General features: G+C 68.8%; 24 protein-coding genes. 9 read left to right on the top strand and 15 right to left on the bottom strand.

Features of this window, described 5'->3' with window-relative positions:
* Window positions 1-6: 6 nt before the first annotated feature.
* The 4 genes from ASD21_RS17740 to ASD21_RS17725 form a co-directional block, all read right to left on the bottom strand.
* Entirely contained in the window at window positions 7-510 is a 504-nt protein-coding gene (locus tag ASD21_RS17740; RefSeq protein WP_235524911.1) for a YcxB family protein, read from the bottom strand.
* 181 nt (window positions 511-691) lie between these two features.
* Window positions 692-1,444 carry a hypothetical protein gene (locus ASD21_RS17735; RefSeq protein ID WP_056444343.1) on the bottom strand — a complete coding sequence of 251 codons (753 nt, stop codon included), beginning with the start codon at window positions 1,442-1,444 and terminating at the stop codon, window positions 692-694.
* Between the two features lie 237 nt (window positions 1,445-1,681).
* Window positions 1,682-2,143 (bottom strand): MucR family transcriptional regulator, encoded by a 462-nt coding sequence (locus ASD21_RS17730; RefSeq protein WP_056444340.1) that lies wholly within the window; start codon window positions 2,141-2,143, stop codon window positions 1,682-1,684.
* Window positions 2,144-2,331: 188 nt separating this feature from the next.
* A complete protein-coding gene (locus ASD21_RS17725) occupies window positions 2,332-2,700 on the bottom strand; it encodes a hypothetical protein (RefSeq protein ID WP_056444335.1) in 369 nt (122 codons plus the stop codon).
* Window positions 2,701-3,133: 433 nt separating this feature from the next.
* Here ASD21_RS17725 and ASD21_RS17715 point away from each other — a divergent pair, with 433 nt between their 5' ends.
* The gene (locus tag ASD21_RS17715) at window positions 3,134-3,463 is read left to right on the top strand and encodes a hypothetical protein (RefSeq protein WP_056444329.1); all 330 of its coding nucleotides are present in this window, start codon (window positions 3,134-3,136) and stop codon (window positions 3,461-3,463) included.
* A 569-nt stretch (window positions 3,464-4,032) separates the two neighbouring features.
* On the opposite strand, the gene ASD21_RS24075 is transcribed toward ASD21_RS17715, so the two are convergent.
* The gene (locus tag ASD21_RS24075) at window positions 4,033-4,287 is read right to left on the bottom strand and encodes a hypothetical protein (protein ID WP_156398417.1); all 255 of its coding nucleotides are present in this window, start codon (window positions 4,285-4,287) and stop codon (window positions 4,033-4,035) included.
* A gap of 456 nt (window positions 4,288-4,743) precedes the next feature.
* Between ASD21_RS24075 and ASD21_RS17710 the strand changes: the two genes are divergently transcribed.
* The 6 genes from ASD21_RS17710 to ASD21_RS17685 all read left to right on the top strand — a co-directional run bounded on the left by ASD21_RS17710 (window position 4,744) and on the right by ASD21_RS17685 (window position 13,721).
* Window positions 4,744-5,967 (top strand): nitrate/nitrite transporter, encoded by a 1,224-nt coding sequence (locus tag ASD21_RS17710; protein WP_056444326.1) that lies wholly within the window; start codon window positions 4,744-4,746, stop codon window positions 5,965-5,967.
* A 39-nt stretch (window positions 5,968-6,006) separates the two neighbouring features.
* Window positions 6,007-8,463 carry a nitrite reductase large subunit NirB gene (nirB, locus tag ASD21_RS17705; protein WP_442856982.1) on the top strand — a complete coding sequence of 819 codons (2,457 nt, stop codon included), beginning with the start codon at window positions 6,007-6,009 and terminating at the stop codon, window positions 8,461-8,463.
* A complete protein-coding gene (nirD, locus tag ASD21_RS17700; RefSeq protein ID WP_056444320.1) occupies window positions 8,460-8,831 on the top strand; it encodes a nitrite reductase small subunit NirD in 372 nt (123 codons plus the stop codon). The genes nirB and nirD overlap by 4 nt, the downstream gene beginning before the upstream one ends.
* The gene (locus ASD21_RS17695; protein WP_056444317.1) at window positions 8,824-11,529 is read left to right on the top strand and encodes a nitrate reductase; all 2,706 of its coding nucleotides are present in this window, start codon (window positions 8,824-8,826) and stop codon (window positions 11,527-11,529) included. The genes nirD and ASD21_RS17695 overlap by 8 nt, the downstream gene beginning before the upstream one ends.
* The gene (gene cobA / locus ASD21_RS17690; RefSeq protein ID WP_056444314.1) at window positions 11,522-12,295 is read left to right on the top strand and encodes a uroporphyrinogen-III C-methyltransferase; all 774 of its coding nucleotides are present in this window, start codon (window positions 11,522-11,524) and stop codon (window positions 12,293-12,295) included. Before ASD21_RS17695 ends, cobA begins: the two co-directional genes overlap by 8 nt.
* Before the next feature lie 124 nt (window positions 12,296-12,419).
* The gene (locus ASD21_RS17685; RefSeq protein WP_056444312.1) at window positions 12,420-13,721 is read left to right on the top strand and encodes a DUF5690 family protein; all 1,302 of its coding nucleotides are present in this window, start codon (window positions 12,420-12,422) and stop codon (window positions 13,719-13,721) included.
* A gap of 171 nt (window positions 13,722-13,892) precedes the next feature.
* On the opposite strand, the gene ASD21_RS17680 is transcribed toward ASD21_RS17685, so the two are convergent.
* Genes ASD21_RS17680 through ASD21_RS17665 form a run of 4 tightly spaced genes read right to left on the bottom strand, consistent with a single transcriptional unit; the run spans window position 13,893 to window position 17,966 of the window.
* Window positions 13,893-14,228: a hypothetical protein gene (locus ASD21_RS17680; protein ID WP_056444309.1), complete on the bottom strand. Its 336-nt coding sequence runs from the start codon at window positions 14,226-14,228 to the stop codon at window positions 13,893-13,895.
* Entirely contained in the window at window positions 14,225-15,793 is a 1,569-nt protein-coding gene (locus ASD21_RS17675; RefSeq protein ID WP_056444306.1) for a GMC oxidoreductase, read from the bottom strand. Before ASD21_RS17675 ends, ASD21_RS17680 begins: the two co-directional genes overlap by 4 nt.
* A gap of 42 nt (window positions 15,794-15,835) precedes the next feature.
* Entirely contained in the window at window positions 15,836-17,608 is a 1,773-nt protein-coding gene (locus tag ASD21_RS17670) for a M56 family metallopeptidase (protein WP_056444303.1), read from the bottom strand.
* Window positions 17,598-17,966, bottom strand: a complete 369-nt coding sequence (locus ASD21_RS17665) for a BlaI/MecI/CopY family transcriptional regulator (RefSeq protein ID WP_056444300.1) — start codon at window positions 17,964-17,966, stop codon at window positions 17,598-17,600. The genes ASD21_RS17670 and ASD21_RS17665 overlap by 11 nt, the downstream gene beginning before the upstream one ends.
* A 197-nt stretch (window positions 17,967-18,163) precedes the next feature.
* Here ASD21_RS17665 and ASD21_RS17660 point away from each other — a divergent pair, with 197 nt between their 5' ends.
* Window positions 18,164-18,850, top strand: coding sequence for a hypothetical protein (locus tag ASD21_RS17660; protein ID WP_056444297.1), 687 nt, complete (start codon window positions 18,164-18,166; stop codon window positions 18,848-18,850).
* Here the strand turns inward: ASD21_RS17660 and ASD21_RS17655 are convergent.
* The 5 genes from ASD21_RS17655 to ASD21_RS23560 all read right to left on the bottom strand — a co-directional run bounded on the left by ASD21_RS17655 (window position 18,847) and on the right by ASD21_RS23560 (window position 22,925).
* Complete coding sequence (locus ASD21_RS17655) at window positions 18,847-19,392, bottom strand: DUF1697 domain-containing protein (RefSeq protein WP_056444294.1); 546 nt, start codon at window positions 19,390-19,392, stop codon at window positions 18,847-18,849. The two genes, ASD21_RS17660 and ASD21_RS17655, sit on opposite strands and share 4 nt — an antisense overlap.
* A 77-nt stretch (window positions 19,393-19,469) precedes the next feature.
* Entirely contained in the window at window positions 19,470-20,633 is a 1,164-nt protein-coding gene (metC, locus tag ASD21_RS17650; protein WP_056446142.1) for a cystathionine beta-lyase, read from the bottom strand.
* A 178-nt stretch (window positions 20,634-20,811) separates the two neighbouring features.
* Window positions 20,812-22,296: a GDL motif peptide-associated radical SAM/SPASM maturase gene (locus ASD21_RS17645; protein ID WP_056446139.1), complete on the bottom strand. Its 1,485-nt coding sequence runs from the start codon at window positions 22,294-22,296 to the stop codon at window positions 20,812-20,814.
* Window positions 22,297-22,511: 215 nt separating this feature from the next.
* Entirely contained in the window at window positions 22,512-22,694 is a 183-nt protein-coding gene (locus ASD21_RS17640) for a DUF1843 domain-containing protein (RefSeq protein WP_056444290.1), read from the bottom strand.
* A gap of 60 nt (window positions 22,695-22,754) precedes the next feature.
* Entirely contained in the window at window positions 22,755-22,925 is a 171-nt protein-coding gene (locus ASD21_RS23560) for a DUF1843 domain-containing protein (protein ID WP_082554832.1), read from the bottom strand.
* A 296-nt stretch (window positions 22,926-23,221) separates the two neighbouring features.
* Here ASD21_RS23560 and ASD21_RS17635 point away from each other — a divergent pair, with 296 nt between their 5' ends.
* Entirely contained in the window at window positions 23,222-23,893 is a 672-nt protein-coding gene (locus tag ASD21_RS17635) for a hypothetical protein (RefSeq protein ID WP_056444287.1), read from the top strand.
* 150 nt (window positions 23,894-24,043) lie between these two features.
* Here the strand turns inward: ASD21_RS17635 and sseA are convergent, their stop codons facing one another.
* On the bottom strand, window positions 24,044-24,904 hold the full coding sequence (gene sseA, locus ASD21_RS17630; RefSeq protein WP_056444284.1) for a 3-mercaptopyruvate sulfurtransferase: 861 nt from the start codon (window positions 24,902-24,904) through the stop codon (window positions 24,044-24,046).
* Window positions 24,905-24,979 lie beyond the last annotated feature (75 nt).

Here is a 24,979-nt window from a genome sequence, read left to right as displayed (position 1 = left end):
CTTTGGCTACCCGCCGACAATCCTCGTCGCGTCCGGGCTTCTTGCACGTGCAGCCTCGGTCATCCGCGACGCGGCTTCGGCAATGAAATCGCGTTCGGCCTCGGGAGTCGTGAAGAAGTGTCGCGGGAGGACCATGGCGCTGCTTTGAACCAGGAAAACCCAGTACTTGCGGGTTTGATAGAGGTCCGTGACGCAAGGCCAGCGGGCGATCATCGTCAGGTCCGCTAGGTCATAGATCAGAGCCTCGGATGTCAGGCGCAGCGTCAGCGGCTGCTCGTATGCCTGTCCGCGCTCGGCGAGGGCCTTTCGCATCGAAGGACCCGCCAGCCACTGAATCGCCACCAAGCCCACGCCGAGGCCTACGACGGCGAACTCGACAGACATGGCAGCCGCCGACCATGACCCCGACACCCAGGCCCCCACAGGGATGCCGACGGCCAACATGCAGACTACGAGGATGGCTTTCATCTGACGCGGCGACACGCCCCGCCGGGCCTTGATGTAGGCCATGGCGGCCGTGGTTTCCCCGACGGCCAGAACACCTGTCGCTTCCATTTATTCCCCTTGAATCGGCCTTGCGGCGAACGCTAGCTATGCAGGCCGGGTGCGTCACCCCTCCTCGCTGCGCCTGAACGGTCAATGGCGTGGTGACTGCGATTTCGTCGCCCAACGGATCTGGCAGCCGGAAAAATCAGAACGGTATTTCGTCGTCCAGATCGGCGCTGAACTCTTCGCGGCGTGGCGTGGGGCGGGGTGCCGACAGCATCACCGGCGGAGCATGGGGCGGAAGCTGGCGTTGCTCGTCTTCAGCGGCCTTGGCTTCGGCGACGGTGCTGAGGATGTTGGTCACCAGCTTGTTGACCGTGGGGCTCTCGAACAGGGCCACGCCGTTGGCCGTCACCGACATGATTTCGAAGACGATCCGCGTCACGGCGAACAGGTTGACCCTGTTGCCGTCTAGCGAGGTCTCGAACTCCAGTAGCTTCTTATGCAGGCCGGCCTTCCGCGCGTCGGTCAGATTGGCGTCGTCGATGCATTTCTTGAGGGCGTTGATGTGGGACCGCAGCCGGTCCTTCACCTTGGGTGGAAAGCCAACGCTGTCCTTCTTCCCTCGGATGGAATTGCCCACGACCAACTGCGTCATGAAGTGGTCGAGTTCGGTCTTGAAAGATCGCTGTTGCTGATAATCGAACTGAGCATGTTGAGGGACAACCATGCTGGCGAAAGGCTCGATCTTGAACGACTTGGCCAAGGCGATGATGACGTTCTGAAAATCGAAGTGGGCATCTTCGCGGTGGCGATAGCCGCTCTCATCGTCGCTGTAGGACTTCAGCTCGTCGGACAGGCGCCGCTGAGCGATGGAAGTGAGGTAGGTGAAGGCGAATGCCGGGTCTTCAGGGGCGCCGTCGATTTCGTCTTGAGTGAGGAAGTCAAAGATATTCATGCCGAGGGCGAATCCGATGAGGCGGGAGCCAAAGCCTAGAATACCAGTGGTTGGCCACGGATACACCCGGCGCGAAACGGCACCGCAACCGCGAACTTCCTAGGATCGTGTCGTGGAGAGCTGGATATCCGCCATCCCTCCCATGTGGACAGTCAGATCGTCAGCTTCTAGGGCATCAGATCGCGACAGAGAGCTTGTGTCGGTTCAGGCAGGTGTCGGACCCGCCACGCCGCGACGTCAGGTGGATTTCTTCGCTCGGGTCTTGGGTGCTGGAACGGCAGGTTTGCCCTTGGCGCCGCGCCCGCCCTGACCAAGGCCGAGGCTTTTGGCCATGGCGGACCGGGCGGCCGAGTAGTTCGGCGCAACTGACGGGTAGGCGGCGGGCAGGCCGAACCGTGCCTTGTACTCCTCGATGGTGAGGCCGTGAGTTCCGAGGTGGCGCTTCAGCGTCTTGTAGCTCTTGCCGTCGAGGAAGCTGACCAGGCCGTCAGGCGTGATGCTCTTGCGGATCTGCCCGGCGGTTGGCTTCTGAATGTCGTCGGTCGCTTCTAGCACGCCGTCGCTGTCTACGCCGGCTAAGGCCGCATAGGTCGCTTTGATCAGGGCAGGCAAGTCAGCCACGGCGACAGCATTATGTCCCACAAACGCTCCGACCACGGTGGCCGTCAGCTCCGTCAGGCTCATGTTTTCTTCGGCCATTCTGTCCCCGCTAGAATCAATAGAACGGGATAGTGACACGGCCTGATCGACGTCGTCAGTGCTCGCTGGTTGGGACTATGCCACATGCCAATGTTCAGCGTGGCTATCGGTAGTCGCCGAGCGCCGGGTCCTGTGCGTATCCCCCACAAGCCGCCCTCCACAAGGTCTGAGAAGGGTGGTTGTCGGACTTAGATGCCGAAGACGCCTACCGGTTTCCATCCGTCCAAGCGTTGCTCCAGCCAAGTGGCCAAAGCTTTGAAGAGCAAGGCCTCAGCATCCGCGTCTGGGAGCGCCGCCACTTCTACCATTAGCCGCCTTGCCAATTCCTGACGAGCGGGTGCCGTCAGCTCGAACACCCCGTAGCGATGATCTGAGGTCCAGCCCGGCGCCGCCGCGCGGAGGTGCGGTTCTATGAGGTCGAAACCTTCTTCGGATATCGCGATGCCGCCACCAACGACGCCTGGCCAACGCCCGTCCGCGAACTGGATCACCTCACCCCCAACAAGGCCATCGGTGAAGTGGAACGTAACTTGAGTGGCTGCCTCTTCGCGGGTCATGGCGTTACCATAGAGAGCGCCCGAGCGACGTCAAATCGGCCAGCCCGCAGTTCAGCCAGGGGTGGTGGGCGGACATGCGCCACGATAAGTTTGCGTATGCCCTATCCGTCAAAGGTCGTTCTTCAGTTGCCCTTGAGCGCGCCCGAGGCGCTCGCGCCATTTGTGGAGCGATGTGTGACGGAGGCCGTCGAACTGATCTGCGTCGTGGGTCCTATGGCGGACGAGGTCGAAGACCAGATCGACTGGCTAGTTGTGGGAGACGGGACGGATGCTGATCGCTTTATCGTCACAACAGCCCACCCAGATGAGCCCCTGGATCGCGTGCTTAGCTTCGCGACGGCCTGGACGGGAGATGGTGCTCGTGGCGAGTCTCCAGAGGTTGTCCGTCTCTAATCGTCTGCTACGACTGGTTAACCTCAAGCAATGGTCGCTTATGCCCGATCTGCCCAAAGTAAAACTGTCGCGTCTCCGGGAGATCGGTTGGTCTCAGTGGGACCCCATTGGCCTGAGTCAGATGGGCGACGACGATTGGAAGGACGGCGGCCCCTGCGCTGACGAGTATGATAGCTATTTACTTGGTGTGGTCGGGCGGTTGAGGCGAGGCGAACCAACGTCCGACGCGGTGGCTTACTTGGAAGAGATCGAAATCGATCACATGGGCGGTGGGCGGAATCCTACGACTCTTGGTCGAGCCGAGGCCACCGTTGCCGCCATAGCCGACTATCTGGCAACGCTCCCTGCCGGACCGCTCAAGGTCCGCTGAGGGTCGATCATTGCCATCGGCGCCAGGCCTCACAGCGGACGTTTGACGGGTCCGTAGCAGGGGCTGGGTGCCAGGTTCGCTTTTCGACCCGTTGCGGACCTTGAGTTTTTCAGTGATCGTCTCGCCATGAAAAGACTGTGGCCGGTTATACTGCTCCTGGCGACATCGTGCGGTGACGGTCCACGAAATCCGCCGCCTATTGCCAAAGACCTCGACGTGTCGATTGAGAACAAGGAATGGCCTGAGCGCCTTGCTCAGCATTTTCCAGTCGGCACTGCTGAAACCGTGGTCTTGGATACGCTCCAATCGCAGGGGTTCGCTATAGATAGACCGGCGAGAACAGCCAAGGCTCATTGGACCAAGGGCATCTGTGAGCATGATGTCGATGTGGCCTGGAAAGCTGGCGATGCGGGGATGATCACAAGCATCGGTGGGCGATATTTCCCAACCTGCCCATAGGTCCGCTAGCCACCCCCTGCCGAAGTTGGGAAGGTCCGCTGGGGGCACGCCGCCGAATGTCCTAGTGCTGGCATGATGGTCCCCGAGACGAACGACCCGAAGCGGCGAGTTCATCCTGGCGCTTCGTCGACGGCGGTCGCCACCGCGATCAGATCATCATGAAATCGATCATCGCGATCACGGACATCATCCCAGTGCTCGCGCGCATGGACTTGGAGCTTCGCTTCCGGGATGGAGAGGCCACGGCTCTCAACGAGAACTCGCATGATCTCGACTTTTGAAAAGCCACTGCGTCGAAGGAAGCCGATCGCATCTGCAATCCCAGTCGGAAGGGCGCTGAGTTCTGGCGGCGTGATCTGCTTCATGCCCGCATGTGGACTGGATGCCCCTGGATATGTCCAGCGGACTCGTGTCTGACATCCACCCCTTGCCGACGTTCGTTAGGTCCGCACTCTCACCCCAGCCGACATTCCAGGAGTCCGCTTGTTGGCCTCGGCTAAATCGCGACGCTCAGCTGATGTCGGTTCAGGAACGAACACGTCCGAGGATGACGGGCGTTGGGGGCAGACTCCATCGGCGCCCCCGTGTTCTGCTCACGCATCGAGCAGCGCCGCTGCCTATCTGCTGAGCAACTGCACGAAGCGACCCTGATTACGCCGCAACGCAGCATGAGGCGTGACTCGCTCCGCGTTCCGCTCCTTCACTAGCGTCAGGCCTCCGGACAACGGCGTTCGTGGCTGCCAGAGACGACCGCTCGGATGCGGTCACCCGCTCGGGGCGCTCGCGCCTCGCTCTCGCAGACACCGCAACCGAGGCGCATCATGATCTCGCGTGATTTCCTGAAGGCCGGCCATACGCCGACCCTGTTCGCCGCGTTTCTGTACTTCGATCTCAGCTTCATGGTCTGGGTGATCCTGGGCCCGCTGGGCGTGGCCATCGCCAAGGATTTCCACCTCGACCCCGCCCAGAAGGGCCTGATGGTCGCCATCCCCGTCCTGGCCGGCGCTTTGCTGCGGCTGGTCAACGGCGTGCTGGTCGACCGCATCGGTCCCAAGAAGACCGGCATGATCAGCCAGTTGATCGTGCTGACCGGCCTGGTCCTGGCCTGGGCGCTGGGCATTCACAACTATCATCAGGTGCTGGCCCTGGGCCTGGTGCTGGGCGTGGCCGGCGCCTCGTTCGCCGTCGCCCTGCCGCTGGCCTCGCGCTGGTATCCGCAAGAGCATCAGGGCCTGGCCCTGGGCATCGCCGGGGCCGGCAACTCCGGCACCGCCCTGGCCGCCCTGTTCGCCCCGATCCTGGCCAAGACCTTCGGCTGGCAGAACGTGATCGGCCTGGCCGCCATCCCACTGGCGATCGCCTTCGTCGTCTACATGCTGTTGGCCAAGGACGCCCCTGAACAGCCCGCGCCCAAGACGCTGGTCGAATATATGGACGTGCTGAAGGTCCCGGACGCCTGGTGGCTGATGCTGCTCTACGCGGTCACCTTCGGCGGCTTCGTCGGCCTGGCCTCCTCCCTGACCATCTATTTCAACGCCGAATACGGCCTGAGCCCGGTGATCGCCGGCTTCTTCACCGCGGCCTGCGTGTTCGCCGGATCGTTCATCCGCCCGGTGGGCGGGGCCCTGGCCGACCGCTTCGGCGGGGTGCGGACCCTGAGCTTCGTCTTCGTCCTGGCCGCCGCCGGCCTGGCGACCGCCAGCTTCCAGCTCCCCTCGGCCTGGATCGCCCTGGCGGTGCTGATGTTCTCGATGCTGGCCCTCGGCGCCGGCAACGGCGCGGTGTTCCAACTGGCCCCCCAGCGGTTCCGCAAGGAGATCGGCGTCATGACCGGCCTGATCGGCATGACCGGCGGCGTCGGGGGCTTCTACCTGGCCTCCAGCCTGGGCATGGCCAAGAAGCTGACCGGCTCCTACCAGATCGGCTTCCTCGGCTTCGCGGCCCTGGCGGTGCTGGCCCTGGTGGCCCTGCACGGCCTGAAGGCCCGCTGGCGGGCGGTCTGGCCGACCCTGCACGGCGCCGACGCCCGTCCGATCCGCGTCTGAATGGCCGCGTCTGACCCTGTTCCTCCAGTGAGCAAAACCATGATCAAGGAAAAGCTGGTCGTCATCGGCAACGGCATGGCCGGCTGCCGGGCGGTCGAGGAAGTCCTCAAGCGTGATCCGGACCGCTACGAGATCGCGATCTTCGGGACCGAGCCGCGGGTGAACTACAACCGCATCATGCTGTCGCCGGTGCTGGCGGGGGAGAAGTCCTTCGCCGACATCGTGATCAACGACGAGGCCTGGTACGCAGACAACGCCATCACCCTGCACGCCGGGCGGGCCGTCACGGCGGTCGACCTGGAAGGCCGCAAGGTGGTGGCCGAGGGCGGGCTGGAGGTCGCCTACGACAAGCTGATCCTGGCCACGGGCTCGGATCCGTTCCGTCTGCCGCTGCCGGGCATCGACCTGAAGGGCGTGGTCACCTTCCGCGACCTGGACGACGTCGAGGCCATGGTCGCCGCCTCGGGCAAGCCCGGGGCCCGCGCCGTGGTGATCGGCGGCGGCCTACTGGGCCTGGAGGCCGCCTACGGCCTGGCCCGGCGCGGCATGGCCGCCACGGTCGTCCACCTGATGGACGTGCTGATGGAGCGGCAGCTGGACGAGAGCGCCGGCTTCCTGCTGCGCGAGGCCTTGGCCGAACGCGGCGTCGAGACGGTGATGGGCGCCCATTCCGAGGAGATCGTCGGCGAGAGCGGCCGGGTCACCGGCCTGAAACTGAAGGACGGCCGCGTTCTGCCGTGCGACCTGCTGGTCATGGCCGTGGGCATCAAGCCCAATGCCGCCCTGGCCCGGAACGCCGGCCTGGCGGTCAATCGCGGCGTGATCGTCGACGACGCCATGCGCACCTCCGATCCGGCGGTGTTCGCGGTCGGCGAATGCGCCGAACACCGCGGCAATTGCTACGGCCTGGTCGCGCCCATCTGGGACATGTGCCGGTCGCTGGCCGAATCCATGACCGACGGGGAGGGCGCCTACGAGGGCTCGGTCCTGTCGACCCGCCTGAAGGTCTCGGGCGTCGACGTGTTCTCGGCCGGCAAGTTCTCGGGCGGCGAAGGCTGCGAGGACATCGTGTTCCGCGACGCCGGACGCGGGGTCTACAAGCGCGTGGTCATCGAGGACGGCAAGGTGGCCGGCGCGGTGCTGTTCGGCGACGCGGCCGACGGCAACTGGTACTTCGACCTGATGCGGGCCGGGACCTGCGTCACCGACATTCGCGAGACCCTGATCTTCGGCCAGGCCATCACGGAAGGGCTGGCCGGCCTGGACCCTAACGCCGCCGTTGCGGCCATGCCCGACACGCAGGAAATCTGCGGCTGCAACGGCGTCTGCAAGGGTTCGATCGTCTCGGCCATCACCACCCAGGGCCTGACGACCCTGGACGACGTCAAGGCGGTGACCAAGGCCTCGGCCTCGTGCGGCTCGTGCACGCCGCTGGTCGAGCAGGTGCTGAAGCTGACCCTGGGCGACGGCTTCAAGGAGCAGACCGGTCCCAAGTCGATGTGCAAATGCACGCATCGCCCGCATTCGGACGTCCGCACGGCCATCCTCGAGTACGACCTGAAGTCGATGCCCGCCGTCATGCAGGCCATGGAATGGACCACGCCCGACGGCTGCTCGTCGTGCCGCCCGGCCCTGAACTACTACCTGCTGTGCGCCTGGCCGTCCGAATATCGCGACGACAAGCAGTCGCGCTACATCAACGAACGGGTCCACGCCAACATCCAGAAGGACGGCACCTACAGCGTCGTCCCGCGCATGTGGGGCGGCATGACCACGCCCGACGAACTGCGGGCCATCGCCGACGTGGCCGACAAGTTCGCGATCCCGGCGGTCAAGGTCACCGGCGGCCAGCGGATCGACCTGCTGGGCGTCAAGAAGGACGACCTGCCGGCCGTCTGGGCCGACCTGAACGCGGCCGGCATGGTCAGCGGCCACGCCTACGCCAAGGGCCTGCGCACGGTGAAGACCTGCGTCGGCAGCGACTGGTGCCGGTTCGGCACCCAGGACTCCACGGGCCTGGGCATCCGCCTGGAGAAGTTCCTCTGGGGCTCGTGGGCGCCGGCCAAGGTCAAGCTGGCGGTGTCGGGCTGCCCGCGCAACTGCGCCGAGGCCACCTGCAAGGACTTCGGCGTGGTCTGCGTCGACAGCGGCTACGAGATCCACATCGGCGGCGCCGCCGGCCTGCACATCCAGGGCACGAAGGTGCTGACCCACGTCGCCTCCGAGGACGAGGCCGTCTGGGTGATCGCCGCGGCCATGCAGCTGTACCGCGAGGAAGGCTGGTACCTGGAGCGGGTCTACAAGTGGATGGTGCGGGTGGGCCTGGAAACCATCCAGGCGAAGGTCACCGATCCGGTCCAGCGCAAGGCCCTCTACGACCGCTTCGTGTTCTCGCAGCGCTTCGCCCGCATCGACCCGTGGGCCGAGCGGGTGGCCGGCCGCCACACCGAGGAATTCACCCCCATGAGCCGCCGGATGGAGTTCGTCCCCGCATGAACGCGCCCACTCTCTCCAAGGATTGGAAGGTCCCTGTCTGGGTCGATGTCGGCGCCGTGACCGACATTCCCCGCCGCGGCGCCCGCCGGGTGCCCAGCCCGCGCGGCGACATCGCCATCTTCCGCACCGGCGACGGCGAGGTGTTCGCTCTGATGGACGCCTGTCCGCACAAGGGCGGGCCGCTCAGCCAGGGCATCGTCCACGGCCGCGCCGTGGCCTGCCCGCTGCACAACTGGTCGATCGACCTGGCCTCCGGCGAGCCGATGGGGGCCGACAAGGGCAAGGGCTGCACGCCGGTCGTGCCGCTGGAGGTGCGCGACGGCCGCCTGCTGCTGAGCCTGCCAGTGGGCCTTGACGTCCATGGCTGACGGCTCGACCGCCCCGCTCGTCAAGACGACCTGCCCCTATTGCGGGGTGGGTTGCGGCGTGTCGGGCGCGGTCGGCCAGATTTCATCGGAGGGGCGGCGCGCCCTGTCGGTGGCCGGCGACACGGCTCACCCCGCCAACCTGGGCCGCCTGTGCTCCAAGGGCACGGCGCTGGGGGCGACGGTGGGACTGCAAGGCCGGCTCCTGGAGCCGACCATCGGCGGCAAGCCCGCGTCCTGGAGCGACGCCACCGCCCTGGTCGCCAAGCGCTTCAAGGACACCATCGCCAAGCACGGCCCCGACAGCGTGGCCTTCTATGTCTCGGGCCAGCTGCTGACCGAGGACTACTACGTCGCCAACAAGCTGATGAAGGGCTTCATCGGCTCGGGCAACATCGACACCAACAGCCGCCTCTGCATGGCCTCGGCCGTGGCGGCCCACAAGCAGGCGTTCGGCGCCGACCTGGTGCCGGGCTGCTACGAGGACCTGGACCTGGCGGACCTGGTGGTGTTCAGCGGCCACAACGCCGCCTGGACCCATCCGGTGCTGTTCCGCCGCATGGAGGCGGCCAGGGCGCGGGGCCAGAAGCACGTGGTCATCGACCCGCGCCGCACCGACACGGCCGAGGGCGCCGACCTGCACCTGGCCATCGCCCCGCAGAGCGACGTGCGGCTGTGGAACGGCCTGCTGGCCCACCTGATCCGCGTCGAGGCGATCGACCGCGACTACATCGCCGCCCACGTGAACGGCTTCGCGGATGTCGAGGCCGCCCTGGCCGAGCTCGACCAGTCGCCCGCCGCCGTGGCCGCCGACTGCGGCGTGCCGGTCGAGGACCTGCTGACCTTCTACGACCTGTTCGCCGCCCACCAGCGCACGGTCAGCCTGTTCTCGATGGGCGCCAACCAGTCGGCGCAGGGCACCGCCAAGGGTCTGTCGATCCTCAACGCCCACCTGGCCACCGGACGGATCGGCAAGCCGGGCGCCTGTCCGTTCTCGATCACCGGCCAGCCCAACGCCATGGGCGGACGCGAGACCGGCGGCATGGCCAACACCCTGGCCGGCCACATGGACTTCGCCCCGCACGAGCGCGACCGCGTGGCCCGCTTCTGGGGCGCGCCCGACACCGCCCGCGCGCCGGGCTTGAAGGCCGTCGACATGTTCGAGGCCATCCACGCCGGCAAGATCAAGGCGGTGTGGGTGATGGCCACCAACCCGGCCGTCAGCCTGCCCGACGCCGGCCGGGTGCGCGAGGCCCTGGAGCGCTGCCCGTTCGTGGTGGTGTCCGACTGCGTCGAGACCGACACCACGGCCTTCGCCGACGTCAAGCTGCCGGCCCTGGCCTGGGGCGAAAAGGACGGCACGGTCACCAATTCCGAGCGCCGGATCTCGCGCCAGCGGGCCCTGTTTCCGGCGCCCGGCCAGACCCGCGCGGACTGGCGGATCGTCGCCGACGTCGCCAAGGCCATGGGCTTCGACGGCTTCGGCTGGGCCTCGCAGGCCAGCGTGTTCCGCGAATGGGCCCGTCTGACGGCCTACGAGAACACCGACCGCCTCCTGAACTTGTCGGGCCTTTCGGCTTTGACGCCCGGGGCTTACGCCGGGCTCCTGCCAGTCCAGTGGCCGGTGGCGGCGGACGGACGGGGGACGCCGCGGCTGTTCGGAAACGGCCGCTTCCAGACTCCCGACGGCCGCGCCCGCATGGTCCCGACCCGGCCCAAGGGCCCGGCCGACGCCGTCGACGCGGCCTATCCGATGTCGCTGAACACCGGCCGCATCCGCGACCAGTGGCACACCATGACCCGCACGGGCCTGGCCCCCGACCTCTGCCGCCACGCGCCCGAGCCGTTCGTCGAGGTCCACCCCGTCGACGCCGAGGCCCTGGGCGTCAAGGACGGCGGTCTGACCCGGGTGATCACCGCGCGCGGGGAGGCCGTGGCCCTGGCCAAGGTCACCGACCGCCAGCGGCCGGGAAGCGTGTTCATGCCGATGCACTGGACCGACGCCTTCGCGCCGTCGGGCCGGTCCAACCCGCTGATCGCGCCGAACCTCGATCCCACCTCCGGCCAGCCGGAATTCAAGCACACACCCGCCCGGATCCGCGCCTATCGCGAGACCTGGAAGGGCTTCTTTCTCACGCGGTCCAGCCTCGCGCCCCCCACGGGGCTGGACCTCGTCTGGCGGCGTATTCCCCAAGACGCTTGCCAGCAACACGAGTTCGCCGGCCGGGGCGACGAGGTCGAGCGCGCCACCTTGCGCAAGGCCCTGTCCAAGGGCCTGCCAAAGGAGCCGGTTGGCGAACTCGTGACCTATGAGGACGCGGCCACCGGCGCGCGTCGCGACGCCTGGCTCGCCGATGGCCGGCTGGTGGCCGTGCTGTACGTGACCCTGACCGGCCGCCTTCCGGCGCGCGACTGGCTGGCCGAGCTGTTCGCCGAACCGGTCCTGAGCCAGGAGGCCCGCTCGGCCCTGCTGTTCGGCCGCCCGCCCGGCCCGTCGGTCGACAAGGGGCCGCTGGTCTGCGCCTGCCTGAAGGTCGGCGCCAAGGTCGTGCAGGCCGCCATCGCCGCCGGGGCCGTCAGTCCCGACGCGGTCGGCGCCGCCACCGGGGCCGGGACCAACTGCGGGTCCTGCCGCCCCGAAATCGCCCGGATGATCGCCGCGACCGCCTCCGTCTCCAGCCAGGAGCCTGCTCATGCCTGACGCCCCCAAGCAAAGCGCTCAAGTCCTGCTCGTCGGCGCCGGTCCCGGCCCGGTCGACCTGATGACCCTGCGGGCGGTGCGCGCCGTCGAGAGCGCCCAGGCGCTGCTCTATGACGCCTTGATCAGCGAGGAGGCGATCGCCCTGGCCCCGGCCGGCTGCGTGCGCATCCAGACCGGCAAGCGGGCGGGCAAGCCCAGCATGCACCAGGACGAGATCAACCGTCTGATGCTGCGCCTGGCGCGCAAGGGCTTGCGGGTCGTGCGGCTGAAGGGCGGCGATCCTTCGGTGTTCGGCCGGGTGGGCGAGGAGTCGGCCTTCCTGCGCGAGCACGGCGTCTCGGTCGAGGTGGTTCCCGGCGTCACCGCCGCCTGCGCCGCCGCCGCCCAGTTCGGCTTTCCCCTGACCCATCGCGGCGAGGCGCGGCGGGTGGTGTTCACCACGGCGCGGCTGGAGGCGGGCACGCTGAGCGGCGACTGGAGCGCGGCCGGCGATCCCGAGGCGACCCTGGCTGTCTATATGGGCGGCGAGGTGGCCCAGGCCCTGTGCGAGCGGATGATCGCCGCCGGTCGCGCCCCCGGCACCCCGGCCGTGGCGGTCGAACAGGCCGGCGGCGCGAACGCCCGGATCTATCACGGCACGCTGGAGACCCTGGGCGACCGGCTGAACAGCCAGGGCGGCCCGGTGGTGATCGTCGTCGGCGAGGTGGCGGCCCAGGCTTGGGCGGCCGTGGCGGACGAGGCGGCGTTGGCGGTTCGAAGCGCCTAACCCCAGCACGTCGCTCCCGGATCGACGCGCCGCGCGCTTGTCCGGGATGACAGCCTTGGAGTGGTCTTGACGAACCACCCCGAACGGCCCGCCCATGGGGCATGCCGAACGGAAAACCGACTCGATGAGCGTCGCCAGTCTTCAGGGTCATGGCCCGATCGCCCGCGCCTTGGCCAAGGCCCCGCCCTGGGCCTTCGCGCTGTACGGCGGGCTGGCGGCCTTCGCGGCCTATTTCTCGATGTTCGCCTATCGCAAGCCGTTCACGGCCGCGCACTACGACGCGATCGCCGGCTGGCCGCTGGCCATCGACTTCAAGGTCGCCCTGGTGATCGCCCAGGTCGCCGGCTACGCGGTGTCGAAGATCATCGGCATCAAGGTGATCTCCGAGATGCGGCCCGAGCGGCGCTGGCTGGCGATCCTGGCGCTGATCGGCGGGGCGGAGCTGTCGCTGCTGGGCCTGAGCCTGGGTCCGGCCGTCGTCGGTCCGCTGGCCCTGTTCGTCAACGGCCTGTGCCTGGGCATGATCTGGGGCCTGGTGTTCGGCTTCGTCGAGGGGCGGCGGGTGTCGGAGGTGCTGGGCGCCATGCTGTGCGCCAGCTTCATCCTGGCCTCGGGCGTGGTGAAGTCGGTGGGCAAGAGCCTGCTGCTGCAGGGCGTCGACGAGCGCTGGATGCCGGCCCTGACCGGCCTGATGTTCACCCCGCTGCTGCTGCTGGCCGTCGCGGCCCTGACCCAGCTGCCGCCGCCGTCCCCGGCCGACGAGGCCGCCCGCGTGCGCCGCGCCCCGATGGACGCCAAGGCCCGCGCCGCCATGTTCGCCGCCCACGCCCCGGCCCTGGTCCTGCTAGTGGCGGTCTATGTGGTGCTGAGCGCCCTGCGCGACTTCCGCGACAACTTCGCCGCCGAGATCTGGGCCGAGTTGGGCTTCAAGAACGCCGCCGGGATCTTCTCGCTGTCGGAGATCCCGGTGGCGGCGATCGTGCTGGTGGGTCTGGGCGTGCTGAGCCTGGTGCGCGACAACCGCCGGGCGGTCGGCTTCAACTTCGCCTTCGTGGCCCTGGGCTTCGCCGTGGTGGGCGTGGCGACCCTGGGGCGGCAGGTGGGGCTGCTGGGGCCGGTGGCCTGGATGATCGCGATCGGGGCGGGGATCTACATGGCCTACACCCCGTTCAACGGCATGCTGTTCGACCGGCTGATCGCCGCGACGGGGCAGGTGGGGACGGCCGGGTTCCTGATCTACGTGGCCGATTCCTGCGGCTATGTCGGCAGCGTCTCCCTGCTGTTGGCCCGCTACTTCGCCAAGCTGGAGCTGGACTGGAGCGGATTCCTGGCGGGGGCGGCCTACGGAACCTCGGTGATCGGCGTGGTCGGGGTCGGGCTGGCTTGGATGCTGCTGAGGTTGCCGAAGGCGATGGCGCCCGACTAGTTCGCACGTCATTTCAGCCGTCATTCCGGGCCTTGTGCCCGGTACCCCTGGTCCAGCTTGCAAGTGAAGTGCTTTGGCGCGCTGGCGCGCCACACCCCCGCACTCGCGGCGGACAGAGGGGTCCCGGGCACAAGGCCCGGGATGACGACTGAGAAGGGGTGGAAAGTGTATTCACTCCTCCAGCGCCAGCAGCCCGAACAGCGCGCCCTCCGTCTCCGACAACCGCCAGCCGCGATGCACGAACACCGCCCCCCGCCGGAAGTCCTCGGACACCTGGCGGCGCAGGGCGGGCAGGGCGTCCGGGCCGCGGCCGTGGGGTAACAGGCGCCTGGCCAGGGCGGCCGAGCCGATGTCGGGGCGTCCGGCCAGCCAGGCCTTGCCGATCCGCGCGGCGGCGGCGCGGTCGAGGTCGGGAAGCAGCGGCGTGGCGGCGTGGGCCAGGCCGGGCAGGGCGGTGGCGGCCAACAGCGCGGCCAGCAGATCGCGGCGGGCGAGGGCGGTGCTCATGAGCGGACTCCCATGTCGCGCTTCAGGTGATCGGCCAGGCGCATGACCAGGGCCAGGATCGTCAGGGTCGGGTTGGCGATGCCCGAGGTCGGGAACACCGAGCTGCCGGCGACATAGAGATTGGCGGTCTCGTGGACCTTCAGGTCCGGATCGACGACGCCCTTCGTCGGATCGGCGCTCATCCGCGTCGTGCCCATGTGATGGCGCGAGGCGCTGGAGATCTCGAGCAGCTTGCCGCGCTGGACCGGCCAGCAGGCGCGGCCCTGGCCCGACGCGCCCAGGGCGTCGCCGAAGCCGGCGGCCGAACGCTCCAGGCTGTCCCAGTCGGCCTTGGCGTAGCGCCATTCCAGATGGATGCGCGGCATGCCCAGGGGGTCCTTGGCCGAGGGATCCAGCGTCACGCGGCTGTCGGGATTGGGGAAGTGCTCGGACATGGCGAAGAAGCCGAGAAGCTGGCCGTCTCCCCCGTCGCCAACTTGCCTGTTTCCGTCGACTCGGGCGGCCACCTGGCGCACGGCCCTGGTCTCGGCCTCGGTCGGCGTGCCGGCCCCGGTCGCGGTGACCGCGTAGAGGGTGGCGGTGAAATTGCCGGTCCCCATCCGCGCCTGGGCCGACAGGCCGGCCGCCACCACGCAGTGGGCGCCGGTGCGGCCGGGGTTCAGATAGAGGCTCATCGACGGCTGACGCGAGACATGGACCGCCGTGCCCTCGGTCTCGGCGTCGCCGTCCAGCGAATAGGTCACATGGCCCTGGAAGAACCGCCCGACCAAGTCGTGGCGGTTGCCGATCCCCTCGGGCCGCACCCCATTCGAGGCCAGCAGCAGCCGCACGTTCTCGATCCCGCCGACCGCCAGGACGTAGGTCCTGCCCACCGCCGTGTGGCGCTTGCCGTTCAGGCACGCCACGTCCAGCGCCTCGACCTTGTCGCCGTCCTTGCCCAGCCGGACTTGGGTGACGTTGGCGTGCAGATAGACGGTGATGTTCGGCGCGTCGGCGAAGTCGGTGCGGAAGCGGTCGAAGGCGGTCTTGTCGGCGCCGCCGGAATAGCGGGTGAAGACGCGCGGGGCCGAGAAGAAGCCGTCTTGCGGGTCCAGGGCCAACGGCGGACGGGCCGGGTCCTTCAGGATCTTGTTGTCGGCATCGAAGCGCGGGATTTCCAACAGATCGCAGGCCCGGTCGTAGAACGGCTGCAACTGCGGGCGGGTGACCGGCCAGCCGCTGTGCGGAGCCCAGGCGCGGGCGGTGAAGTCGGCCGGGTCGAGCGGCACGCACTTGCCGCCCCAGATCATGCCCGAGCCGCCCAGCACACGGGCCCGCGACTGGACCGGATAGTCGTCGAACGGCTTGTCGGGATTGTCCGGCGCCTTGACCACGGCCGTGCCGGCGTAGAGGCCCTGGATCTCTTCGTCGATCTCACGGCCGCCGCTCTCCAGGATGGCGACCTTCAGGGGGCCGCCGGCCAGTTCCCTGGCGAGCGTGATGCCGGCCAGCCCGCCGCCGATGATCACCAGGTCGGCTTCGATCCGGCTGGCGTCGGGCAAGGTTCGGGCGTCGATGAAAGCCATCGTGTTTCCGATCTGATTTTGAAGAGGATTTGGGCGCGGCGCTTAAGCGCGCGCGCCCTTGGACTTGAGGTAGTCGACGACCGCGTCGTGGCCTTTTCTGACCGCTTCGCCCATCGGTGAGCGGGTCTGGCCGTTGTTGGCCGGGACGGCGCGGTTCACATCGGCGCCCTTCTCGACCAGGTAGCGGACCGTCTCCAGGTCGCCGGACTGGGCGGCGTTGATCAGCGGGGTCTCGTCGCCGGGCACGAAGGACTCCACCGAGGCGCCGTGCTCGACCAGGGTCCTGACCAGGTCCAGCCGTCCCGCGCCCGCCGCGGCGATCAGCGGGTCGCCGTCGCCGCGCACGGCCAGGCCGGCGTCGGCGCCCTTGGCCAGCAGCAGATCGACCACCTCGGCCCGGCCCGAATGGACCGCCTCGATCAGCGGCGAGCCGTCGCCCGGCGCGGGTTGGTTCACGTTCGCGCCCTTGTCCACCAGATAGCGGACCGTGGCCAGGTCGCCGGAGCGGATGGCGCTGATCAGCGGCGTGCCGTCGCCGGGCACGAAGACGTCGACCGAGGCGCCGCGTTCGACCAGGGCCTTGGCGAGGTCGGCGCGACCGGCGTCGGCGGCTGCGATCAGGGGCGCGCCGTCGCCGCGCGAGGCGAGGTTGGGGTCGGCGCCGTGGGTCAGAAGCAGGTCGACCAGGTCGGCCCGGCCCTGCCGCGTCGCCTCGATCAGCGGCGTGCCGTCGCCCGAGGCCTTGAAGTCGACGTCGGCGCCGGCCGCGATCAGGTCGCGCGCCTTGGCCGCGTCGCCGTCCAGGACGGCCTTGTACAGCGGGCTTTCGCGATAGGTGGCCGCGTCGTGGCGGGAGACCTTGGCCGAGGCGTGGATCTCGCGCGCGGGCTGGGCGGCCCAGACGGCGAAAGCGACGCCCAGCGACAGGGCGGCGACGGCGCCGCCGCCGATCAGACGACGGGCGCGGCCCTGGCGGTGCTGCTTGAGCATGACGAACCTCTCCTTGAGTTGGGTGTTGGCCGAGGCCGGCCAGTGGCAGCCGAGCGGCGGCGCGTGGGGCGCCAGTTGGGTCTTCAGCATTGCCTCGCCGTACTGGCGGCCGGCGACGGGAAAGCGGGTCAGGACGGCGGCGTCGCAGGCGATCTCCTGGTCGACCCGCAACCGGCTGGCGCCCAGGTGGACCAGGGGGTTGAACCAGAACAGGCACTGCAGGGCCGTGGTCAGGGCGTTGATCTGGGCGTCGCCGACGGCGAGGTGATTGCGCTCGTGGGCCAGGATCAGGGCCTGCTCCTCGCGCGTGAAGCGCACGGCGAAATCGGCGGGCAGCACGACCTTGGGGGCCAGGGCGCCGATCACCGCCGGGCCGACGCCGTTGCGCTCGGCGTGGAACAGACCGTCGTCGGCCCTCAGGCGGCCCAGCGACTTGACGAACCGCCGCTGGCGCTCGGCCTGGACGACCAGGGCCAGCAAGGCGACCAGGCCCCAGATCGCGACCAGCGGACCGTCGAGATCAAGGATCGGCGCGGGCGGTGGCGCGGACGGCGGGGACGGGAGCGCCGTCGGCGCGGGCGGGGCGCCGATCGGCGCCGCCGCGGTCGAGACGATTGAGGCCGGAGGGGCGGGGGCTTGGACGACGACGGTGCGAGCCGGCAGCAGGGACGCGGCCACCGCCAGCGGCGCGATCAGCCACAGGGCGTAGGCCGCGCGGGCCCCGAACAGCCGCCGCGCCGGGCGGCGCAGGATCAGCGCCAGGATCACGGCCGCCCCGATCGCCAGGTTGGCGCGGATCAGCAGAGTCAGCAGGTCATTGGCCATCGTCGTGCGCCTTCAAGATCCGGCGCAGTTCGGCGACGTCTTCGTCGCTCAGGCGCTCGCGCTGCGAGAAGTGGCTGACCAGCGGGGCCAGGCGGCCGTCGAACAGGCGGTCCAGCAGGCCCTGGCTCTCGGCGTGGACATAGTCGCCCTGGGCGACCATCGGCCGATAGAGGAAGCGCCGGCCGTCCTTGTCGGCGGCGATGGCGTTCTTCTTCAGCAGGCGGTTCAGCAGCGCCTTGACCGTGCCCTCGGCCCAGTTCTGGTCGTCGGCCAGGGCGGCGGCGATCTCCTCGGCGGTCATGGGGCTCTTGGCCCACAACGCTTTCATGATCTCGCTTTCGGCGGTGCTGATCCGCATGGGAAAACCCTCTTGTTCCCGCAACGATTACCGACGTAAACGTTGGCGTCAATCAGCGATTATGATTGTAAACGATATGTAATGCGCACGCCCGCCATGATCGTGTCGCGCGAGCTTCCCCTTTTGGTTGCGCCTTGGCGCGCGATGCGGGCACAGTTCGCTCGCGGCCTCGAGGCCGCCAAACCGGGGGGAACGCCATGGCCGAGGTGAAGACGATCAATATCACGCTTAGCGACGCCTCGCTCAGCGACCTCAAGGCGTTGGGCTACACCCTCTACCTGCAGCGGGCGTTCCAGGCGACCAACGCTGAAGGCGTGCCGCTGGTCGTGATGGCGATCCCCAACTACCTGAGCGTCAACGCGATTCCCCTGTCCTGGCCATACGCGGCCTTCATCACCGATCAGAATATCGGCGGCGGCGTGGCGGTGCACACCGACACGACGGTCGCGGTGACTCTGGGAGACGTCGTCACGGTGGAAAACGGCATGCAGTTGAGGGTGGCGGGCGACGGCTTCGCCGGGGCGGTGGCCATTCGCAACACGACGAAGTTGCTCTTCTACGTCGGCTTGGCCGCGATCGAAGGCGAGGGCTGGCCCCAACCCTTCGCCGCCGTGCCGCTGTACGGCTTGGCCGAGGACGTCATCACGCCGCTCGACACGTTCATGGTCACATTCTCGACCGACGGCGTCCAAGCCGGTTCGCCGCTGCAATATTCCATGTCGCAGAGCCTGATGATCGACATGTCCGGCGCGGCCGTGGCCAACGCCCAATTCGACACCTACAAAGGCTGGTCGTTCAACGGCGCGCCGGGCAAGACCGTGCCGGCGGGGACCGATCTCTTTCCGCTGTTGGCCAGGGAGGCGCCCCTGACCGAGGAGGCCTAGCCGGCGTCCAGCATCGCCTCCAGCGCCAGGACGGTGGTCCAGTTCCGGCCGGTGATCCGCGCACCCAGGGTCTTCTCGACCAGGCCGTTGGTCAGTTTCGAGCCGCCGATCCCGTCGGGATAGGTCGCGTAGAGCTGGCGGCTTTCGGCCCGCGCCTGCTCGCGGCCGCGGATCGCCGCGCGCAGGGCGCCCATGGCCTTCTTGTCCGGCGCGTCCTTCAGGAACAGGACCATCAGCCAGCCGGGGTCCTGGGCCGCGAATTCGGGGAACGGATTGGCGGCGACCATGGCGCGCCAGGCCTCCGCGGTGCGGACATAGACGTCGGTGCGCAGCGAAAAGCGGTCCATCAGCGCGGTCTCGATCTGGGTCTGCAGCTCGGCGCCGGTCTGCTCGCCGCTGGTGAACACCAGGTCGCCGACCTTGGGGCCGGGGCGGACCTCGGCATGGCCGAGCTCGGTCAGCAGGGCGGTCAGCTCGTCGGCCGTCACCTGGCGGTTTCCGGCGGCGTTGACGCCGCGCAGCAGGGCGATGTGGACGGTCATGGAGCGGGCCTTTCGAACGAGGCGGTTGTCTAGACCCTCGCGGCCCCGCCGTCCCAGATCATTTAGGGCGGATCGATTTACGCCGTGGCGAGCGCCGCGAAGCCGCGCTCCAGGTCGGCGATCAGGTCGGACGTGCTTTCCAGCCCCACATGCAGGCGCAGCAGCGGGCCTTCCAGGGCCGCCGGAACCGAGCGGTTCTTCAGCTGCGGATCGCAGTGGATGGCCAGGCTCTCGTAGCCGCCCCACGAGAAGCCGAGGCCGAACAGCTCCAGTGCGTCGAGGAAGGCGTGGACGGCCTTCTGCGAGGCGGGCTTGAGCACCACGCCGAACAGGCCGCAGGCGCCGGTGAAGTCGCGCTTCCACAGGGCGTGGCCCGGATCGCTCTCCAGGGCCGGATGCAGCACCCGGGCCACCTCGGGCCGATCCCGCAGCCAGCGGGCGATCTTCAGGCCGGCGTCCTGGTGGGCGGGCAGGCGGGTGGCCAGGGTGCGCAGGCCGCGCAGCACCGTGTAGGCGTCGTCGGGCGACACCGACCAGCCGATGTCCCACATCGCGTCGCCCAGCTGGTTGCCGATCACGTTGTCGGCGGTGGCGGCGCTGCCCATGAACACGTCGGAGTGGCCGCCGACATATTTGGTCAGGGCCTGGACGCTGATGGTCACCCCGTGGGCTAGGGGCTTGAAGTAGAAGCCGGCCGCCCAGGTGTTGTCGATCAGGGTCAGGACGCCGCGGGCGTTGGCGGCGGCGGCGATGGCCGGGATGTCCTGCATCTCGAAGGTCAGCGAGCCGGGGGCCTCCAGCAGGATCATCCGCGTGGCCGGGGTGCACAGGGCCATCAGCGCCTGCGGCGACAGGGCGGGGTCGTAGTAGGTGGTCTTGACGCCGAACCGCGTCAGCACCCGGTCGCAGAACCGGCGGGTGGGCTTGTAGGCGCTGTCGACCACCAGGATCTCGTCGCCGGCCTTCAGCAGGGCCAGCATGACGCCGGTGATCGCCGCCAGGCCGGATGGGTACAGCGTCACGTCGGGCGAGCCCTCCAGCTCGGCCAGGGCCAACTGCAGGTTGGCCGGCGAGGACAGGCCGGTGATGCCGTAGGTCAGCTGGTCGTCGTCGTACAGCGAGGCGGCGTTGGGCATCAGCACCGTCGAGCCGCGCTGGACCGGCGGATTAACCGTGCGGGCCAGCACCGTGCCGCCCTTGGGCGGGGCGCCCTTGCGGATCAGGCGGGTTTCTTCATCCAGGGGCATGGCGGACTCGACGACGGCTAAGCCCTTGTCGTTTACGGCGTGGGGGCGAGCCGGTTCAAGGCAGGAAATCCGTCCGGGGCAGGAGAGAGCCTGTGGTGGGACTGGGGACACGCACCAATCCCACGGCCGATGCAAGCCAGGCATGAGCCGTGGGATGGGTGCGTGTCCCCAATCAGGCCCCGACGCCCAGCTTGGCGAAGACGCGGGTGGCCTCGGCGATCAGGGCGCGGCGGCGTTCGCTGTCGACGCCGTGCGCGGCCTCGGCCTGCGCGACGTCGGCGTCGCAGTGCGGGCAGGTGGTCTCGTGGGGCCAGATGTAGCCGGCGCAGGCCCGGCAGGGCTTGAGGCTGGGCGGCAGGGCGCCGCCGGCCGCCGAGCGTTCGCGGACCGCCACGTGCACGGCGGCCGGATCGCGTTCGGGCAGGGGCGTGACCTCGGCTCCGGGGATGGCCTCGGTGATCAGCGCGAACTCGCCGACCGCGAAGCTTTCGGGCGGCGCGTCCTTGATCTTGACCACCCGCTCGCGCAGGCCGTGCTTGGCCAGATCCAGGGCGCGGTAATGGCAGTAGGGATTGTTGCCGCGCTTGCCCAGCAGCGATTCCGAGGTCCAGGTGCAGCCGGCCCGGCAGACGTCGGCGTAGTAGCAGGTGCGGCAATAGCCCCACAGCTCCTCGACGTCGCGCACCCGCCCGAAGCTCATCTTCTCGCTGTGCCGCCAGATGTCGGCCACGCTCATGTCGCGGACGTTGCCGGCAGAATAGAGCGAAGTGGCCAGGGACGGGCAGCCCTTGATCGTGCCGTCGGCCTCGATGCCGATGCCGGTCTGGCCGGCCGAGCAGCCGTTCCAGTGGTCGGTGTCGTCGCCGAACCCGCGCCAGATGTGCTCGTAGGGGCCGAAATAGCCGATGTTGTTGCCCACCACCATCAGCAGGCCCCGCGCCTCGCCCTCGCGGTACAGCCGGGCCAGCAGGGGCATGACCTCCAGCAGCTGGTAGGGCTGCATCAGCAGTTCGGGATTGTCGACGGCGTTGCCCATGGCCACCGTCAGCTGGATCTGCCAGTGGGTGGCGCCCGCCTCGATGATGCGGTCCATCAGCTCGGGCAGGCGCCGGGCGGTCTCGGCCCCGATCTGGGTGTTGACCGACACGGCCATGCCCCGGGCCTTGGCGCGCTTGAGCGCGTCGATCGCCTGGTCGTAGGAGCCGGGGACGCCGCGCACCCGGTCGTGCAGGTCGGGCAGGCCGTCGATGGACACGCCCACGCCCTGCAGGCCCGCCTCGGCGGCCTCGTCCAGGCGCTTGTCGGTCAGGTTGCGGGCCCCGGTCTGGATGCCGGTGCGGATGCCGTGGTCGCGGCTGCGGCGGATCAGCTCGATCCAGTCGCGGCGCAGATAGGCCTCGCCGCCGATCAGGGTCAGCTCGCGCGTGCCCAATTCCGCCAGGTGGTCGATCAGCTCCAGCGCCTCGACGGTGGTCAGCTCGTCCGACCGGGGGCGGCCGGCCCGCGAGCCGCAGTGCTGGCATTTGAGATTGCAGGCCAGGGTGACTTCCCAGACCACGTGGACCGGCACCAGCTCGGTGTAGTCGCGCTCCACCCGGTAGCGGACGGGCTTGCCGGCGGGCGGCGGCGCGCCAGGAGCCGCGGAGCCAGGAGCCACGGAAAGTGTGTCCGTCATCGCGTCGGTCCTTCGAGCGGTCGGTTCGGAAACAAAGACGGGACGCGCGGCCGTCACGGCCCCGCGTCCCGGAGGAGGAGCAATGGCGTCAGCGGCCTTCGAGCTTGGCGATGCCGTCGGTGATGGCTTGTCCGTAGAGAATGACGATGGCCATGGTCATGACCTTCCATTGGCGATGAGACGGGTCGGCAAGCGGCTCAGGACTTGGCGCGGCCTTTTTCGAGCTTGGCGATCTCCACCTTCAGCAGGGCCAGCAGGGTGGGGATGTCGCCGTACTCCTTCAGGTGGGCCTCGGCGGCGGCCTCGGCTTCCTTCAGGCGGGACAGTTCGCCCGAGGCGATCGCGTCGGTCACGGCGACGCCGTAGGGTTTGATGCTCATGGTGTTTCCTCCGTGCCTCCCGGGTCCGGGGGCTGTTGTGGTCGGGTCGATCGTGGGCGGTCAGCGCTTCAGCTTGGCGATCTCGACCTTGAGTTGGGCCAGCAGGGCGCCGATGTCGCCGTATTCTTCGAGGTGGGCCTCGGCCAGGGACTGCAGCTTGCGCAGCTGGTCCAGGTCGCCGCCGGCGATGGCGTCGGTGATGGCGGAGGCGTAGAGCGGTCTCGGCGTCATGGGGGGACTCCAGGATGTTTGGGGCGCGCCGAATGCGGGCGGCAGGCGTCGTCTCCCGACGCGGGGCGTCGTGACCCGGATCCCACCCAGACTTCGTTCGGCGGACGGATTGAAGCGATAGACGAGCACTGACGATGTCTCGCCACGGCCGATCACGCCGTTGGCGGCGGAGGAAGATCGCGATCCCTCCTCCTGACCGGGACGTTCGGGGAAAGGTCCGGGTTTGTCAACTCATGAGTGTGTGGAGATTTTATGATAGCATAGCGTTCATATCGTCGGCCGGGGCGGGAACCGTTATGAACACGATCGAGAGCGGGCCGGGCGTGGACCGGGAGGCCGCGCGGCGGCTAGTCCTGGCGCTGGACCGGACGGACGCGCCGATCGACGATGCCGCGCTGGACGCGGTTCTGGACCTGCGGATCGCGACGGTCGAAGGGCGGCTCGACACCCTGGGCCTGCTGGACCGCCACGGCGTGCAGCGCTTCAGCCAGGGCGACCTGGCCTATGAGGTGGTGCGGGCCTTCTATCGCGCGTTGGGCCCTGAGGTCGAGGCTCGCCCCGGCCTGCGGCTGCTGGACCTGGGCAGCGGCTACGGGCGGTTCGGCCTCTACGGCGCCCTGCGCCACGACCTGACCGCCCATGGGCTGGAGCTGGTCCCCGAGCGGGCGGCGGAAGCCGCGCGCGCGGCCCGGGCCCTGGGCCTGGCCCGGCTGACCTTCGCGGCGGGCGACCTGCTGACGGCCGCGTGGCCGGCCGCCGACGTCTATTGCATGATGAACGCCGTGCTGCCCGGCCTGCTGCCGCCCGTCCTGGCGCGGTTGGAGCAAGAAGCCCGGCGGCGGCGGATCGTCATCGCCTCGGTCTCGACCAGCAACCGGGCCTTCGCCCGGGCCGCCTGGCTGCGCGGCTTGCCGGTCGCCGCCGAGGGCTTGGCGGGCCGCGAGCTGGGGCTCTGGGAGTCGGTCTAGCACCAATCGGCATTCAGCGTGCCGGGCGAAAACCTCGTCCTTCGACAGGCTCGGGATGAGGTTTTCCAACGCCGCGGCCTATCAATGGTCCTCGTCCTGAGCCTGTCGAAGGACGAGGACCAAGCATCCGAGCGTGAAACTCGGTGCGGCCTAGACCGGCGCCGCCTGGCCCGTGGCCACCGGCACGTCCTCGCGGCCGCCCCATTCGGTCCAGGAGCCGTCATAGACCGCCGCCCGGGGCTTGCCGAGGCGGGCCAGGGCCAGGGAGACCACGGCCGCCGTGATGCCCGAGCCGCAGGTGGTGGTGATCGGCTTGTCGATGTCGACCCCGGCCGCCGCGAACACCGCGGTCAGCTTGTCGGCCGGCAGCAGGGTTCCGTCGGGGGCCAGCAGGGCCGACAGCGGCACGTTGCGCGAGCCGGGGATGTGGCCGCCGCGCAGGCCGGCGCGGGGCTCGGGATCCTGGCCGGTGAAGCGGCCGGCGGAACGGGCGTCGATCACCTGCTCGCGCCCGGTTTCCAGGTTGCGCTTCATCTGGTCGATCGAGCGGACGATGTCGGCCTGGAAGCGCGGGGTGAAGTGGCGCTCCTGCGGGGCGACGGGCAGGTCCTCGACCGGCCGGCCCTCGGCGATCCACTTGGGCAGGCCGCCGTCCAGCACCACCACGTCCTCGTGGCCCATGGCCCGGAACTCCCACCAGACCCGAGCGGCCGGCAGGATGCCGCTGGTGTCGTAGACGACGATCCGCGAGCCGTCGCCCAGGCCCAGCTTCTTGACCCGCGAGGCGAACTTGATCGGACTGGGCAGCATGTGCGGCAGGTCCGAGGTCTCGTCGGCGATCTCGTCGATGTCGAAAAACACCGCGCCGGGAATGTGGGCCAGGTCGTATTCGGCCCGCGGGTCGCGCTTGGCGGCGGGCATGTGCCACGAGCCGTCGACGATGCGGACGTCCGGCGCGTCGAGGTGATCGGCCAGCCAGGCGGTCGAGACGAGCGGATCGGCAGGGGTCATGACAAAAGCCTTTCGGGGTCTGACTCGCCCCTTCTAGAAGGCGGGCAAGATCACGCGATCGGCGTTGTGGGGCAA

The sequence above is a fragment of the Caulobacter sp. Root1455 genome (genome assembly GCF_001426905.1).
Classification (GTDB): Bacteria; Pseudomonadota; Alphaproteobacteria; order Caulobacterales; family Caulobacteraceae; genus Caulobacter.
This window is presented reverse-complemented; position numbering and strand designations above follow the sequence as displayed.

Excerpts from the sequence above, each read along its gene's own strand:
- ASD21_RS17740 (WP_235524911.1), bottom strand. The coding sequence starts at position 510 with ATGGCCTACATCAAGGCCCGGCGGGGCGTGTCGCCGCGTCAGATGAAA.
- ASD21_RS17735 (WP_056444343.1), bottom strand. The coding sequence starts at position 1,444 with ATGAATATCTTTGACTTCCTCACTCAAGACGAAATCGACGGCGCCCCT.
- ASD21_RS17730 (WP_056444340.1), bottom strand. The coding sequence starts at position 2,143 with ATGGCCGAAGAAAACATGAGCCTGACGGAGCTGACGGCCACCGTGGTC.
- ASD21_RS17725 (WP_056444335.1), bottom strand. The coding sequence starts at position 2,700 with ATGACCCGCGAAGAGGCAGCCACTCAAGTTACGTTCCACTTCACCGAT.
- ASD21_RS17715 (WP_056444329.1), top strand. The coding sequence starts at position 3,134 with ATGCCCGATCTGCCCAAAGTAAAACTGTCGCGTCTCCGGGAGATCGGT.
- ASD21_RS24075 (WP_156398417.1), bottom strand. The coding sequence starts at position 4,287 with ATGAAGCAGATCACGCCGCCAGAACTCAGCGCCCTTCCGACTGGGATT.
- ASD21_RS17710 (WP_056444326.1), top strand. The coding sequence starts at position 4,744 with ATGATCTCGCGTGATTTCCTGAAGGCCGGCCATACGCCGACCCTGTTC.
- nirB (WP_442856982.1), top strand. The coding sequence starts at position 6,007 with ATGATCAAGGAAAAGCTGGTCGTCATCGGCAACGGCATGGCCGGCTGC.
- nirD (WP_056444320.1), top strand. The coding sequence starts at position 8,460 with ATGAACGCGCCCACTCTCTCCAAGGATTGGAAGGTCCCTGTCTGGGTC.
- ASD21_RS17695 (WP_056444317.1), top strand. The coding sequence starts at position 8,824 with ATGGCTGACGGCTCGACCGCCCCGCTCGTCAAGACGACCTGCCCCTAT.
- cobA (WP_056444314.1), top strand. The coding sequence starts at position 11,522 with ATGCCTGACGCCCCCAAGCAAAGCGCTCAAGTCCTGCTCGTCGGCGCC.
- ASD21_RS17685 (WP_056444312.1), top strand. The coding sequence starts at position 12,420 with ATGAGCGTCGCCAGTCTTCAGGGTCATGGCCCGATCGCCCGCGCCTTG.
- ASD21_RS17680 (WP_056444309.1), bottom strand. The coding sequence starts at position 14,228 with ATGAGCACCGCCCTCGCCCGCCGCGATCTGCTGGCCGCGCTGTTGGCC.
- ASD21_RS17675 (WP_056444306.1), bottom strand. The coding sequence starts at position 15,793 with ATGGCTTTCATCGACGCCCGAACCTTGCCCGACGCCAGCCGGATCGAA.
- ASD21_RS17670 (WP_056444303.1), bottom strand. The coding sequence starts at position 17,608 with ATGGCCAATGACCTGCTGACTCTGCTGATCCGCGCCAACCTGGCGATC.
- ASD21_RS17665 (WP_056444300.1), bottom strand. The coding sequence starts at position 17,966 with ATGCGGATCAGCACCGCCGAAAGCGAGATCATGAAAGCGTTGTGGGCC.
- ASD21_RS17660 (WP_056444297.1), top strand. The coding sequence starts at position 18,164 with ATGGCCGAGGTGAAGACGATCAATATCACGCTTAGCGACGCCTCGCTC.
- ASD21_RS17655 (WP_056444294.1), bottom strand. The coding sequence starts at position 19,392 with ATGACCGTCCACATCGCCCTGCTGCGCGGCGTCAACGCCGCCGGAAAC.
- ASD21_RS17640 (WP_056444290.1), bottom strand. The coding sequence starts at position 22,694 with ATGAGCATCAAACCCTACGGCGTCGCCGTGACCGACGCGATCGCCTCG.
- ASD21_RS23560 (WP_082554832.1), bottom strand. The coding sequence starts at position 22,925 with ATGACGCCGAGACCGCTCTACGCCTCCGCCATCACCGACGCCATCGCC.
- ASD21_RS17635 (WP_056444287.1), top strand. The coding sequence starts at position 23,222 with ATGAACACGATCGAGAGCGGGCCGGGCGTGGACCGGGAGGCCGCGCGG.
- sseA (WP_056444284.1), bottom strand. The coding sequence starts at position 24,904 with ATGACCCCTGCCGATCCGCTCGTCTCGACCGCCTGGCTGGCCGATCAC.